Origin of the sequence: Ilumatobacter fluminis (assembly GCF_004364865.1) — a bacterium.
Classification (GTDB): domain Bacteria; phylum Actinomycetota; class Acidimicrobiia; order Acidimicrobiales; family Ilumatobacteraceae; genus Ilumatobacter; species Ilumatobacter fluminis.
The window spans coordinates 1,054,808-1,069,206 of the sequence record NZ_SOAU01000001.1 but is presented as its reverse complement, the minus strand read 5'-3'; the positions used below and the strand labels follow the sequence as shown (position 1 = coordinate 1,069,206).

Here is a 14,399-nt window from a genome sequence, read left to right as displayed (position 1 = left end):
ACGGACCAATCCGGTCCGGCACGCGCTCCGAACTCTCCCTGTCAACAACATCAGGGAGGACCTCTCACATGGCACGCTCACGAACCGGACGGGCGCTCACCACAGCGTCCGGACTGCTCCTCGCCGGAGCAGTTGCGATCGGCGCCGACTCGGCGTCGGCCGCCGTCGAACATCAGCTGACCGTCGATACGACCGACGACACCGTCGACGCCGACCCAGGCGACGGAGCGTGCGCCGACGCCAGCGGCTCGTGCAGCTTGCGCGCCGCCGTCCAAGAAGCCGAGGCCTCGAGCGGCGCCGCACACATCTCACTGCCGGCGGGTGAGTACCGGTTCACGCTGGCGAACACCGGCGGCGACGAGGACGCAGGCGCGACCGGCGACCTCGACGTGTCGACCGACATCCGGATCTCGGGCTTCGGCGCGACGATCGACACCGACTGGCTCGATCGTGGCTTCGACGTCGCGGAGTCGGGCAACTTGGTCCTGAGCGGACTCAGCATCATCAACGGCTACGCGCCCGGCGGTGCAGATCCGGTCGTCGGGAGCGGTGGCGCCATCGCCAACGCCGGCTCGACCACCCTGCAGATCGTGTCGTTCGTCGGCAACCGCGCCGAGGGTCCGGCGGCGTCCGGCGGCGCGATTCTCAACACTGGCGAGCTGTCCGTCTGGTTCAGCACCTTCGACGGCAACCGTGCCACGCGTGCCGGCGGCGCAATCGAGGCGAACGGCGGCACCACGAACATCGTGGGCTCGACCTTCGTCGAGAACACGACCGGCCCCGAGCCGGGCAACGGCGGCGCCTTCCACCTGACCGGCGAAGGACAGGTCACGGTCAGCGGTTCGACGTTCCGGGGCAATACTGCGACCGCCGAGGGCGGCGCACTGTGGAACTCTGCGAGCGGCACCATGGTCGTCGCCAACTCGTCGATCGATGGGAACACCGCCAGTGGCGCCGAGGCCGACCAGGGTGGTGGCGGCGTCTTCAACGACGGCGGCACCATGACGATCTCCGGCTCGACCATCTTCGGCAACATCGCCGACGGTGAAGCAGGCTCCGGCGGCGGTGTGCTCAACAACGATGGCACCGTCGATATCGAGTCGACCGACATCGTCGGCAACACCTCGAATCGTGCCGGCGGTGGCATCGAGGCCAACGTCGGAACGACCGACCTCGACTTCGTTCGCCTGGAAGCCAACCGCACGGGTTCCGCTCCCGGCAACGGCGGCGGCTTCCACATCACCGGCGCCGGCAACTCCGACATCAGGAACAGCACCGTCATCCGCAACGAGGCTGCAGCCGAGGGCGGCGGTCTCTGGAACGGCGTCGGCACGATGACCGTCGTGGACACCCAGGTGTCGTTCAACACCGCGGCGGGTCCAGCGGCCGATCAGGGCGGCGGCGGACTGTTCAACGCCGGCGGCACCCTCGTCGTCGACGGAGGCAGCATCGATGAGAACACCGCAACCGGCGAGGCCGGTTCGGGCGGCGGCATCCTCAACGACCAAGGCACGCTCGAAGTGACCGGCACCGAGATCGCCGACAACAGCTCCGTGCGGGCCGGTGGCGGCATCGAAGCCAACGTCGGCACCACGACGATCGACGACGTGAACCTGTTCCGCAACACCACGGGCGGCTCGCCCGGCAACGGTGGCGGCCTGCACATCACCGGCGCCGGTGATGCGACCGTGAGCAACAGCAACATCTCGTTCAACACGGCAGCGGCCGAGGGCGGCGGCCTCTGGAACGGCACGGGCACCATGGTCGTGACCGACTCGTTCCTCAACACCAACACGGCGAGCGGCGACGAAGCCGATCAGGGCGGTGGCGGTCTGTTCAACGCCGGCGGCACCCTCGAGGTGAGGAGCACGAAGCTTTTCAAGAACGTCGCGGATGGAGCGTCGGGTTCGGGCGGTGGCATCCTCAACGATCAGGGTGACCTGACCGTCGAGGACTCGAACATCAGTCGCAACGAGTCGATGCGTGCGGGCGGCGGCATCGAAGCCAACATCGGCACGACGACCCTCGTCGAGGTCCGACTCGAGGCCAACTCGACCGGCGCTGCGCCAGGCAACGGCGGCGGCCTCCACATCAGCGGCGCCGGCACGGCCGACATCACCGATGGTCGGGTGTTCCGCAACAGCGCCGCCAAGGAGGGCGGCGGCCTCTGGAACTCGGCGACGGGCACCCTCACGGTCTCCGGCACCGACATCCGCAAGAACACGGCTCCGGCCGGCCCGGATGTCTTCACCGTCCCCGGTGGTGACACCACGATCGGCTGACCACACGGTCGGCGATCGTCAGCCGACGCCAGTCGCGAAGCGGCCCGCACCTCCTCGGAGGTGCGGGCCGTTCTCGCGTTCGAGGTGGGTTCGGGTCAGCCGACGAGTTCGGCGAAGCGACGGATGCCTTCGGCCATGTCGTCGTCGCCGAGGGCGAAGCTGAAGCGTGCGTATCCGGGCGCGCCGAACGCCTCACCCGGCACGAAGGCGACCTTGGCCTGCTCGAGCACCAGGTCGGCGAGCTCGAGCGTCGACGAGGCCGACTGTCCGTTGATGTCTCGACCGAGCAGGCCCGTCAGGTTGGGGAAGCAGTAGAACGCTCCCTGCGGCTCGATGCAGGTCACGCCGTCGATGTCGTTGAGCATGCCGTGCATCGTCGTGCCGCGGCGGGTGAAGGCCTCGCGCATCATCACGACGTCGTCGAGCGGACCCGACACGGCGGCGAGCGCGGCGCGCTGTGCCACGTTGGCGACGTTCGACGTGGCGTGGCTCTGGAAGTTGGTGCACGCCTTGGCGACGTCGGCGGGGCCGATCAGCCAGCCGACGCGCCAGCCGGTCATCGCGTACGTCTTGGCGACGCCGTTCAGGATCAGGCAGGTGTCGGCGAGTTCGGGGACGAGGGTCGGCATCGAGGCGAACTCGTTGTCGCCGTACACCAGGTGCTCGTAGATCTCGTCGGTGACGACCCAGATGCCGTTCTCGACGGCCCACTCGCCGATCGCCTTCACCTCGGCGGGATCGTAGATGGCGCCCGACGGGTTGTCGGGGCTGACGAACAAGAGCACCTTGGTGCGGTCGGTCTTGGCGGCGTCGAGCTGCTCGACCGTGACCTTGAAGCCGGTGTCGTCGGTGGTGTCGATCACGACCGGCACGCCGCCGGCGAGGGTGATCGACTCGGGGTACGTCGTCCAGTACGGCGCCGGGAGCAGCACCTCGTCGCCCGGATCGCACAGCGCGGCGAAGGCGGAGAACACGGCGTGCTTGCCGCCGTTGGTCACCACGACCTGACTCGGTTCGCACTCGAAGCCGGAATCGCGCTTCGTCTTGGCGGCGATCGCCTCCTTGAGCTCGGGCAGGCCACCTGCCGGCGTGTAGCGGTGGTTCTTCGGATCGCGACACGCCTCGACCGCCGCCTCGACGATGTGCGCCGGGGTCGGGAAGTCGGGCTCACCGGCGCCGAAGCCGATGACGTTCTCGCCGGCGGCCTTGAGGGCCTTGGCCTTGGCGTCGACAGCGAGCGTGGCGGAGGGGGCGATGGACGCGAGACGTTCCGAGACTCTGTTCACGGCATCACATCGTGCCAGCTTTCGGCGTCGTTTCCCCGCCCGGTTGCGAAGTGGTCGAACCGTTCCGGATCGTGACGGCGTGCGGACCGGAAGTGTCGTACGAAACATGAAGCAACTCGTTGTGCGACCGGGCCGGTGCGGTGCCATCCTGGCGTGCGTGAACCCGCAGGACATCACCCTCCCCGACTCGATGTTGCCCGCCGACGGACGCTTCGGTTGCGGCCCGTCCAAGGTCCGCCCCGAGCAGATCGACGCCATCGTCGCCGGCGCCTCCACGATCATGGGGACGTCCCACCGCAAGCCGCAGGTCAAGAACCTCGTCGGTTCGGTCCGGGCGGGGCTCACCGACCTGTTCTCGCTCCCCGACGGGTGGGAGATCGTGCTCGGCAACGGTGGCACCACCGTGTTCTGGGACGCCGCCACGTTCGGCCTGGTCGACCAGCGCAGCCAGCACCTCGTGTTCGGCGAGTTCTCCTCGAAGTTCGCGAAGGCGTGCGCCGAGGCGCCACACATCGGCGACCCGACGGTGATCGAGAGCGACACGGGCACCCACCCGCTCCCCACCGCCGAGGCGGGTGTCGACCTGTACGCCCTGACCCACAACGAGACCTCGACCGGCGTCGCCATGACCCCGACCCGCCCCGACGGCGCCGACGCCGGCTCGCTCGTCGCCGTCGACGCCACCTCGGCCGCCGGTGGCCTCCGCTGGAACACCGACGACGTCGACGTCTACTACTTCGCCCCGCAGAAGTGCTTCGCCGCCGACGGTGGCCTCTGGCTCGCGGCCTGCTCCCCCGCCGCCATCGACCGGATCGAGCGGATCGCATCGAGCGACCGCTGGGTGCCGGCGTCGATCGACCTCGGCATCGCGCTGAGCAACAGCACCTCGAACCAGACGTACAACACGCCGGCCGTCGCGACCCTGATCATGCTCGACGCCCAGCTCCGGTGGATGAACGCCAACGGTGGGCTCGAGTGGTGTGCGGGCCGCTCCGACCAGTCGGCGGCGACGATGTACGGCTGGGCCGAGGCGTCGTCGTACGCCACCCCGTTCGTCGCCGACCCGGCGCAGCGATCGTCCGTCGTCGCGACGATCGATCTCGACGACTCGGTCTCGGCCGACGACGTCAATGCGGCCCTCCGGGCGAACGGAATCCTCGACACCGACAGCTACCGCAAGCTCGGCCGCAACCAGCTCCGTGTCGGCATGTTCCCGGCGATCGACCCCACCGACATCGAGGCGCTCACCGCCTGCATCGACGGCGTCGTCGAACAACTCGCCTGACGCCGCGCCTGGCGGCATCGGGCGTGGATGCGTTGCACGGTCGGTCCGGGTGACGTTCGCGGCAGACTGTGGGCGTGAACGTCGACGACGTGCTCGAACTGGAGACCACCGGGCTGACCGAGCTGCGGTCGCCCGTGATGCTGATCGGCCTCACCGGGCTGTTCGACATCGGCGGCGCCGCCACGACGGCGCTCGACCGCTTCGCTCCCGCCGACACGGCGATCACGGTCGGCGAGATCGACCCCGATCCGTTCTACGACTTCACCCAGGAACGACCGCTCGTCGAGTTCGACGAGCGGGACATCCGGGTGATCCGCTGGCCCGAGAACCGCTTCGACGTCGTATCGGGCCGCGGCGGCCGCGATCTCGTCGTGCTGCTCGGCGTCGAGCCGCATCTGTACTGGCGCACGTACGCCGACTGCATCGTCCGCGTCGCCCGACAGCTCGGATGCGAGGCGGTCGTCACCGTCGGGTCGTCGGCCGAGGCCGTCCCCCACTCCCGCACCCCGCTCGTCACCGGCAGCACCACCGATGCCGATCTGGCCCGGTCGCTCGGCATCGGCCAGCCGTCGTACCAGGGCGTCACCGGCGTCGTCGGCGTCGTCCAGACCGCTCTGGCCGAGGCCGGCCTGCCGTCGGTGTCGTTGCGTGTCGGCATCCCGCACTATCTGATGAACGCCGAGCATCCCCAAGCCGTCGCGGCACTCCAGACGCACCTGTCGCACGTGCTCGGCGTGCCCGTCCCCGACGACGACGGTGAGCTGGTCGCCGACATCGGGCGGTGGCGCACGTTGCACGACGAGGTCGTCGAGAACGACCCGCAACTCCAGATGTACGTCCGGATGCTCGAGGCCGACCACGACCGCAAGGCCGAGGCGGCGATCCCGAGCGCCGACGATCTCGGCGCCGAGTTCGAACGATTCCTCGACGAACAACGCGGCGACGAGTAGCCGAACGTTCGGCGCTCGCTGCCTACTCCGACAGCCCCGTCTCGATCCGGCTCGTGCGTTCGAGCGTTCGGTGGACGGGGCACTTGTCGGCGATCCGGAGCACGTTCGCCCGGAGCTGCTCGTCGAGATCGCCGTCGACGGTGATCGACCGCCGGAACCGGTCGATCTTGCCGTCTCGGCCCTCGACCACGTTCCCGGCATCGTCGACGTGGACCTTGTCGTGCGACACGTCGACGGTCACCCGGCCGAGCGGGTAGCCCTTGTGGTCGGCGTACATCCGGATGGTCATCGACGTGCAGGCGCCGAGCGCCGCACCGAGCAGGTCGTACGGGCTCGGTCCGGCGTCGAACCCACCCATCGACTCGGGTTCGTCGGCCAGGAACCGGTGTTCACCCACGACGACGTGGTTGAGGAATTTGCCCTGGCCGGTCTCGCTGACCATCACCGGCGCAGACGCCGGCGGTGGCGGCTTCACGCCACTCTCGTCGACGAGATAGCGCTCGGCCCAGGTGCCGATGGTCTTCGCGGCGTAGACCGCATCGGCGACGTCACCGAGCAGGTGATCGGCTCCGTCCAACGAGACGAAGCTGCGTGGGTGCCGTGCGGCCCGGAACAGGGCGGCGGCGTGGTCGACGCCGACGACGTTGTCGATCGGTGAGTGGAGCACCATGAGCGGTCGGTGCAGCTCACCGGCCGCCTCGACGACCCGGCCCGAACGGAGATCGTCGACCAACTGCTTGGTGATGGTGAAGCGTCGCCCCGCCAACTCGACGTCGGCACTCCCGCGTTGCTCGATCTCGTCGGCGGAGTCGACGAACAGCTGATTGACGTGCCCCGACTCGGACGGTGCCCCGATGGTGGCGACGGCGCGCACCTCGGGAATCCGGTCGGCGGCGACCACGACGGCCGCCCCACCGAGCGAGTGACCGACGAGCAACTGCGGAGCCCGGTACTCCACACGGAGCCAGGCCGCTGCGGCGACGAGATCGTCGACGTTCGACGTGAAGTTCGTGTTCTCGAACTCGCCCTCGCTCCCACCGAGCCCGGTGAAGTCGAACCGGAGCACGGCGAAGCCCGCGTCGGTCAGGCCCGCCGCGATCGACGTGGCGGCGCGCAGGTCCTTGCCACACGTGAAGCAGTGCGCGAAGAGCGCGTACGCCTTCGGTGGGCCCGCCGGCAGATCGAGACGTGCGGCGAGTTCGTGCCCGAGCGCACCCGGGAACGTGACGCGTTGACGAGGGGTCGGCATGCCGCCGACGGTACCAAGCCCGTCGGCGGCGGTAACCGGTCAGCCGGCGGCGGCGAAGCCCTGCTCGAGGTCGGCCAGGATGTCGTCGATGCTCTCGAGGCCGACGCTGAGTCGGACGAGGCCCGGCGTGACGTCGCTGGCGGCCTGCTCCTCGGGCGTGAGCTGGCTGTGCGTCGTGCTCGCCGGGTGGATCACCAGGCTGCGGGCGTCACCGATGTTGGCGACGTGGCTGTGCAGCGTGAGCCCCTCGACGAACTTCTTGCCCGCCTCGAGGCCGCCGTCGATCTCGAACGCGATGACCGAGCCGTACCCCTTGCCACCGCCGAGCTTCTTGGCGCGCTCGTGCCACGGGCTCGACTCGATGCCGGCGTAGTTGATGCTCTTCACCTCGGAGCGACCCTGCAAGAACTCGACGACCTTGGCGGTGTTCGACCAGTGCCGCTCCATGCGCAGGCTCAGCGTCTCGAGGCCCTGCAGGAAGGCAAAGGCGTTGAACGGGGAGATCGCCATGCCGATGTCGCGGAGCAACTGGACGCGGGCCTTGAGGATGAAGGCGCCGTGACCGAGCGCCGGCCAGTACGCGAGCCCGTGGTAGCTCGGGTCGGGCTCGTTGAAGTTCTGGAAGCGGCCGGACTCGCCGTAGTCGAAGGTGCCGCCGTCGATGATCGCGCCGCCGATCGAGGTGCCGTGGCCGCCGATGAACTTGGTGAGCGAATGGACGACGATGTCGGCGCCCCACTCGAGCGGGCGGATCAGGTACGGCGTCGGCACGGTGTTGTCGACGATCAGCGGGATGCCGTTGTCGTGGGCGACACCGGAGACACCCTCGATGTCGAACACGTCGTTCTTCGGGTTCGGGAGCACCTCGCCGAAGAACGCCTTCGTGTTGTCCTGGATGGCGTTGCGCCAGGCGTCGAGGTCGTGAGGATCGTCGAGGAAGGTGACCTCGATGCCCATCTTCGGCATCGTGTAGTGCAGCAGGTTGTACGTGCCGCCGTAGAGCGATGCCGATGCCACGATGTGGTCGCCCGACTCGCAGAGCGTGAGGAACGCGAGCGTCGCTGCGGCCTGGCCGGAGGCGACGGCCAGCGCGCCGGGGATCCCGATCGCCGTGGTGCAGCCGCCCTCGAGCGCCGACAGGCGCGCTTCGAGCGCTCCCTGGGTCGGGTTCATGATGCGGGTGTAGATGTTGCCGACCTCGCTGAGTGCGAACAGGTTCGCGGCGTGGTCGGTGTCGCGGAACTCGAACGACGTCGTCTGGTAGATCGGCACGGCACGCGCACCGGTGGCCGGATCGGGATCGCCCCCGACGTGGATCTGCTTGGTCTCGAAGCCCCAGTTGTCGCTCATATCGGCGCACACTACGCGCCAGAATCCCGACCTGCCAAGTCACATTTCGAGATCGCCCCGCCCCGAAAAGCGTTCATGTCGCGCCGAGTTCCGTCATCGGAACTCAGCGCGACCTGGACGAGGTGCGGTCGGGCGGTGCCGACCGGGGTCAGATCAGGCCGAGTTCGCTGACCGCGTCGCGCTCACCGACGAGTTCGGCCGCCGAGGCGTCGATCTTGCCGCGGCTGTAGTCGTCGATGTCGAGGCCCTGCACGATCTCGTACTTGCCATCGGTGCAGGTGCACGGGAACGACGAGATGATGCCCTCGGGCACGCCGTAGCTGCCGTCGGACGGGATCGCCATCGACACCCAGTCACCCTCGGGCGTGCCGAGCGTCCAGGAGCGGATGTGGTCGACCGCAGCGCTGGCGGCCGACGCAGCCGACGAGGCGCCACGGGCGTCGATGATGGCGGCGCCGCGCTTCTGCACGGTCGGGATGAACGTGCCGTCGACCCACTCGTGGTCGTTGACGGCCTCGTAGGCGTTCTTGCCGCCGACCTCGCAGTGGAACAGGTCGGGGTACTGGGTCGCCGAGTGGTTGCCCCAGATCGTCATCTTCTTCACGTCGGTGACCGGCGTGCCGAGCTTCTGGGCGACCTGGGTCATCGCGCGGTTGTGGTCGAGACGCGTCATGGCGGTGAACCGGCCGGGATCGAGATCCTTGGCGTTCTGCTGTGCGATCAGGGCGTTGGTGTTGGCCGGGTTGCCGACCACGAGCACCTTGACGTCACGCTTGGCCGAGCGGGACAGCGCCTCACCCTGCGGCTTGAAGATGCCACCGTTGGCGGAGAGGAGGTCGGCGCGCTCCATGCCGGCCTTGCGCGGCATGGCGCCGACGAGCAGTGCCACGTCGGCGTCGCCGAATGCCACGTCGGCGTCGTCGGTGCAGACGATCTCGGTGAGGAGCGGGAACGCCGAGTCGTCGAGCTCCATCTTCACGCCCTCGAGCGCGCCGAGCGCCGGCGTGATCTCGAGGAGCTGGAGGGCGACCGGCGTGTCGGGGCCGAGCATCGACCCGGAGGCGATCCGGAACAGGAGGGAGTAACCGATCTGACCGGCGGCGCCGGTCACAGCAACACGAACTGGTGACGTCATAGCGCCGAGCGTACGCGCATTCCCGCCGGAACCCCAAGGGCAAGAAGACCCACGGAAGCAGTCATGTCGAACAGAAGGGGTCAGGCACCTTCTGTTCGCATAGCGACGACACGACGCCGGTACCTACCTGAACAGAAGGTGCCTGACCCCTTCTGTTCAGCGGCCGGTGTAGGAGCGGATGAGGTTGGCGTAGAAGGTGACGCCGTCGGACGACAGGTGGATGCCGTCGGCGGCGAAGCAGTTGCCGGTGCACTCGTACGACCGATTGGCCCAGTCGACCACGATGACGTTGGGCCGGCTGTCGGCAGCAGCGATGAGCGCATTGTTGCGAGCCGTCCACGACCGGTCGGCGCGCACGTTGAGCAACAGCACGTTCTTGTACTTGGGCGGGCTCAACGCGTCGAGGAGCGCGTTCAGATCCTCTTCCTCGATCGGGCCGTTGGTACCGAGGTGGATCGTGACCGGGCTGTCGCCGATCAGGTCCTTCTCGACGAGCTGTTGCACCGCCGGGACGATCTCACCGAACTGACGGCTCTTCTGGGCGTCGACGACGTAGCCACGCTCCGACAACTCGTTCGCCGCGCCGAGCATCACCGAGTCGCCGATCGCCAGATAGTCGACCGGCTCGGCCGGCAGCGTCGTCGTGGTCGTGGTCGTGGTGGACGACGTGGTCGTGGTCGTCTCGCCCGGCACCGTGTCGGGGACCGTCGTGGGCCCGGTCGCGACCGGCGGCGCCGTGGTGCCGGTGGCGGTGTCGCCGCCGAGCAGATCGTTGAGATCGGTGGTTGCGCCCTCGTTCTCCTCGAACGACTGCTCGTTGGCCGACTTCTCGACGTCGGCGAGCGACATGAACAGCGAACCGGCGACCAGCAAGCCGACGCAGCCGAACATGGTGCCGGTGGCCAGCATGCGAGGAACCGGATCTCGGCGTCGACGCAACCCGCGCCACCAGACACCGAACTGGCGCTTGCGGATCGGGGTCTCGATGAACCGGTACGACAGCTCGGCCAGGACGAAGGTCGCCACGATGCCGATCAGGAACTGCCATCCGGTGAGGCCGGCACGAGTCGGGTCCTTCAGGACCTGATAGATCGGCCAGGAGTAGAGATAGAGGCCGTACGAACGGGTGCCGATGTAGACCATCGGCCGGGCGCCGAGCCAGCGCGCCGACAGCGTGTACGGGTGCGTGACCGCGGCGATCATGAAGAGGGTCGCGATCGAGGTGAGCAGGAAGCCGCCTCGGAACAGGAACGAGTTCGTGCCGAGGCCGGGCTTGAAGCTCAACCACCAGCACGACACGGCGATGATCACCAGGCCGACGAGCGACACGAGGTCGAGCAGTCGGTCGGCCTTGCGGAGCGGTCCGCGCATGATGGCCACCGGACGCCACACCATGGCGAACGCGGCACCGAGGAGGATGCCGCTCGAGCGGGTGATGGTCGACAGGTACAGGAAGTTCTGTTTGGAGATGCAGCGGTCGCCGACCGTCCAGTAGGCGTCCGGGGTCGTCTCGCAGGTGCCGACGCTGCCGCCGTAGTTGATGAACGCCGTCGCGACCGTGATGAGGAGCGCCGCGAGTACCAGCCAGCGGGCCGTCATGCCGAGCTTGCGGGTGCCGGACCGCTTCAGGAACAGCACCATCACGAGCGGCCAGATCAGGTAGAACTGCTCCTCGACCGCGAGGCTCCAGAGGTGCCGCAGCGGTTCGAACTCGGCCGCCGAACCGTATTGCTGGCCGACCCAGATCTGGTACCAGTTCGAGACGTAGAAGATGGCGGCCAGGAAGTCGCCGCGAAGTCGACCGAGCGCCTCCCACTCGAAGATCCAGGTGTACGTGAGCACCAGGAACAGCATCGTGAACAGCGCCGGCAGCAACCGCCGGGCGCGACGCCCCCAGAAGGCCATCATGTCGATGCGGCCGTGCTCTTCCCATTCCGACATCAGCAGCAGCGTGATGAGGTAGCCGCTGATCACGAAGAAGACCTCGACGCCCAGGAAGCCGCCCGCCAGCCACTCGGCGTTGGCGTGGTACACGAGGACCGCGAGCACGGCGAGCGCGCGCATGCCGTCGAGGCCCGGCAGGTAGGGCACGTGGCTCAGATTCTCGGTGCGGCGGCCCCGCGGACGCTCGTACGTCAGGTCGGACATGACGGTCCTAGTATCGCTGGTGATCGGCGGATTCCGTGGGCATCCCACGGGAACGACCTGATCTACGGTGCGGGGCATGGCTCCCGATGCATCCGATCCGACCGACCCGGTCCTCGCGGCGGCCGCCGCGACCGGTCACCCGTTCGAGATCGTGCCGTGTGACCCCGATCTCGCCGACACCGCAGCGTTCTGCGAGGCGTACGGGTACGGGCTCGACCAGTCGGCGAACGCGATCGTCGTCGTCGGCAAGAGCGACCCGCGCGTCTACGTGGCGTGCCTGGTGCTCGCGACCACACGACTCGACGTGAACGGGGTCGTCCGCAAGCGACTCGGGGTGAAGAAGGCGTCGTTCGCCTCGGCCGATGAGACCAGCGAGCTGACCGGCATGCAGATCGGCGGCGTGACGCCCTACGGACTCGCCGGCACGCTGCCGCTGTGGATCGACGCTCGGGTCGTGCAGGTCGACCAGGTGATCGTCGGCGGGGGTTCGCGCGACCGAAAGCTGCTCGTCCCCCCGGCCTCGCTCGCCGCGCTCCCGGGCGCCGAGGTGATCGACGGCCTCGCCAAAGACGCTGCCGCCTGAGTCGATGGTCACACAGCCGTGACGGCGGTCACTAGTCTCGGATCGTCCGTTCGACCAGGAGGAACGCCATGGACCAGTTCATCGACGCCTACAAGCTCGTCGTCCTCAAGAACTACGCCAACTTCGAGGGACGGCTGGGTCGCGGCGCGTTCTGGCGGTTCGTCCTCGTCAACCTGGTGATCTCGATCGTGCTGAGCATCCTCGCCCAGACGTTCGGCGTCGTCTTCTGGCTCGCGTACGTGTTGTATGCCGTCGGCGTGGTGATCCCGGGCATCGCAGCCGGTGCTCGTCGCCTGCACGACACGAACAAGACGGCCTGGCTCCTCTTGATCGGCCTGATCCCGTTCGTCGGATTCATCGTCTTGATCGTGCTGTTCGCGATGGAAGGCGACAAGCAGGCCAACGACCACGGGCCGGTCCCGATCGACGTCTACGACGAGTACGCCTGAACCGAACGAGCGGCTTCCGTCAGTGGCGGAAGTGGCGCTCGCCGGTGAACACCATGGCGATGCCGTGTTCGTTCGCGGCGGCGATCACCTCGTCGTCACGGACCGAACCACCGGGTTGGATGACGGCCCGGATGCCGGCACCTGCGGCGGCGTCGAGTCCGTCGCGGAACGGGAAGAATGCGTCGCTCGCACACACGCCGCCCTCCGCTCGACCGTCCGAACGATCGGCGGCGATGCGCGCCGAGTCGAGCCGGTTCTGCTGACCGGCGCCGATGCCGAACGCCTGACGGTCCTTCGCGTAGACGATCGCATTGCTCGTCACCGCCGCACACACGCCCCAGGCGAACACGAGGTCGTCCCACTGCTCGTCGGTCGGCTGCGTCTCGGTGACGACCTGCCAGGTCGACCGGTCGAGTGACACCGGATCGGGCTGCTGCACGATGAAGCCCCCGTCGAGCGGCTTCAGGTCGAACGGCCACTCGTCCGGTGCCTCGGCCGTGATGACGCGCATGTTCTTCTTGGCGAGCAGCGTCTCGAGTGCGTCGCCGTCGAAGCCGGGAGCGACGACGACTTCGGTGAAGACCGAGGAGAGCGGTTCGGCCATGGCTTGGGTGACCGTGCGGTTGACGGCGACGATGCCACCGAACGCGCTCACCGGGTCGCAGGCGTTCGCCTTGACGTAGGCGTCGGCGATGAGGTCGTCGCCGGTTGTGCCGATGGCGACGCCGCACGGGTTGGCGTGCTTCACGACCACACACGCGGGGTCGTCGTAGCGATGGACGAGTCGCCACGCCGCCTCGGTGTCGTACAGGTTCAGATAGCTGAGCGCCTTGCCGCCGTGCTGCGTCATCGTGTCCCACCAACTGGTGGCACCGCTGAAGCGGTAGCGGGCTCCCTGCTGGTGCGGGTTCTCTCCGTAGCGCAAGACCTCGGCACGCTCGAGCGCCAGATGGATCGTCGACGGGAGCGGCTCGGGGTCGGTCGCTCCGTCGCCGCCGTCGCTGTCGAACCAGGTGACGATCGCCGCGTCGTACGCGGCGGTGTGGGCGAACGCATCGCGGGCGAGGCGGCGCCGGGTCGCGAGGGTGATCTCACCGTGTTCTCGGACGTCGGCGACGACCGTGTCGTAGTCGGACGGGTCGACGACGATCGCGACGTGGGCGTGGTTCTTGGCGGCCGCCCGCACCATCGCCGGTCCGCCGATGTCGATCATCTCGACCGCGCTCCCCGAGCCGTGTTCGAAGGCGGTGTCGCTCCCGAACGGATAGAGGTTGGCGACGACGAGGGAGATCGGCTCGATGCCGTACTCGGCCATGTCGGCGCGGTGCGACTCGCTCGTCGGGTCGGCGAGGATGCCGCCGTGCACCTTCGGGTGCAGGGTGACGACCCGGTGGTCGAGGATGGCCGGCACACCGGTCAGGTCGGCGACGTCGGTGACGGGCACGCCCTGTTCGGCGATCGCCCTGGCCGTGCCGCCGCTCGAGACCAGGCTCCAGCCCAGGTCGTGGAGTGAGGCGGCGAGCTCGGCGACGCCGGTCTTGTCGTACACGGAGAGCAATGCGGTTGGCACGTCCGCCGACCGTAGCGAGTCAGCCCGGGAGCCCCGTCGCCGCCGAACGAAATGTCAGCCACACACACCCACGGTGTAATTCGCCGACCCGGTCGGCCACGGTGAGTAGTGT

The 14,399-nt window shown here is 68.3% G+C and carries 11 protein-coding genes; 5 read left to right on the top strand and 6 right to left on the bottom strand.

Annotated features, from left to right (window positions below; genetic code table 11):
- Nucleotides 1–68: 68 nt before the first annotated feature.
- Nucleotides 69–2,282, top strand: coding sequence for a beta strand repeat-containing protein (locus tag BDK89_RS04705; RefSeq protein ID WP_133867846.1), 2,214 nt, complete (start codon nt 69–71; stop codon nt 2,280–2,282).
- Nucleotides 2,283–2,377: 95 nt separating this feature from the next.
- Here the strand turns inward: BDK89_RS04705 and BDK89_RS04700 are convergent, their stop codons facing one another.
- Complete coding sequence (locus tag BDK89_RS04700) at nt 2,378–3,568, bottom strand: pyridoxal phosphate-dependent aminotransferase (protein WP_243839092.1); 1,191 nt, start codon at nt 3,566–3,568, stop codon at nt 2,378–2,380.
- A 190-nt stretch (nt 3,569–3,758) separates the two neighbouring features.
- On the opposite strand from BDK89_RS04700, the gene serC reads away from it, so the two are divergent.
- Both serC and BDK89_RS04690 read left to right on the top strand, forming a co-directional pair.
- Entirely contained in the window at nt 3,759–4,853 is a 1,095-nt protein-coding gene (serC, locus tag BDK89_RS04695) for a phosphoserine transaminase (protein WP_424955295.1), read from the top strand.
- Nucleotides 4,854–4,927: 74 nt separating this feature from the next.
- The gene (locus BDK89_RS04690) at nt 4,928–5,803 is read left to right on the top strand and encodes a PAC2 family protein (protein WP_133867843.1); all 876 of its coding nucleotides are present in this window, start codon (nt 4,928–4,930) and stop codon (nt 5,801–5,803) included.
- Between the two features lie 22 nt (nt 5,804–5,825).
- Here the strand turns inward: BDK89_RS04690 and BDK89_RS04685 are convergent, their stop codons facing one another.
- From BDK89_RS04685 to BDK89_RS04670, 4 genes are all read right to left on the bottom strand, one after another.
- Nucleotides 5,826–7,052 (bottom strand): bifunctional alpha/beta hydrolase/OsmC family protein, encoded by a 1,227-nt coding sequence (locus BDK89_RS04685; protein WP_133867842.1) that lies wholly within the window; start codon nt 7,050–7,052, stop codon nt 5,826–5,828.
- Nucleotides 7,053–7,091: 39 nt separating this feature from the next.
- Nucleotides 7,092–8,402 (bottom strand): bifunctional o-acetylhomoserine/o-acetylserine sulfhydrylase, encoded by a 1,311-nt coding sequence (locus BDK89_RS04680; RefSeq protein ID WP_133867841.1) that lies wholly within the window; start codon nt 8,400–8,402, stop codon nt 7,092–7,094.
- 148 nt (nt 8,403–8,550) lie between these two features.
- The gene (locus tag BDK89_RS04675; RefSeq protein WP_133867840.1) at nt 8,551–9,537 is read right to left on the bottom strand and encodes a malate dehydrogenase; all 987 of its coding nucleotides are present in this window, start codon (nt 9,535–9,537) and stop codon (nt 8,551–8,553) included.
- 156 nt (nt 9,538–9,693) lie between these two features.
- A complete protein-coding gene (locus BDK89_RS04670; protein WP_166657382.1) occupies nt 9,694–11,685 on the bottom strand; it encodes an acyltransferase family protein in 1,992 nt (663 codons plus the stop codon).
- Nucleotides 11,686–11,761: 76 nt separating this feature from the next.
- Here BDK89_RS04670 and BDK89_RS04665 point away from each other — a divergent pair, with 76 nt between their 5' ends.
- Complete coding sequence (locus tag BDK89_RS04665) at nt 11,762–12,268, top strand: YbaK/EbsC family protein (RefSeq protein ID WP_133867838.1); 507 nt, start codon at nt 11,762–11,764, stop codon at nt 12,266–12,268.
- Between the two features lie 68 nt (nt 12,269–12,336).
- Nucleotides 12,337–12,717: a DUF805 domain-containing protein gene (locus tag BDK89_RS04660; RefSeq protein WP_208293964.1), complete on the top strand. Its 381-nt coding sequence runs from the start codon at nt 12,337–12,339 to the stop codon at nt 12,715–12,717.
- Nucleotides 12,718–12,736: 19 nt separating this feature from the next.
- Here BDK89_RS04660 and purH read toward each other — a convergent pair whose 3' ends face one another.
- Nucleotides 12,737–14,287: a bifunctional phosphoribosylaminoimidazolecarboxamide formyltransferase/IMP cyclohydrolase gene (gene purH, locus BDK89_RS04655; protein WP_133867837.1), complete on the bottom strand. Its 1,551-nt coding sequence runs from the start codon at nt 14,285–14,287 to the stop codon at nt 12,737–12,739.
- Nucleotides 14,288–14,399 lie beyond the last annotated feature (112 nt).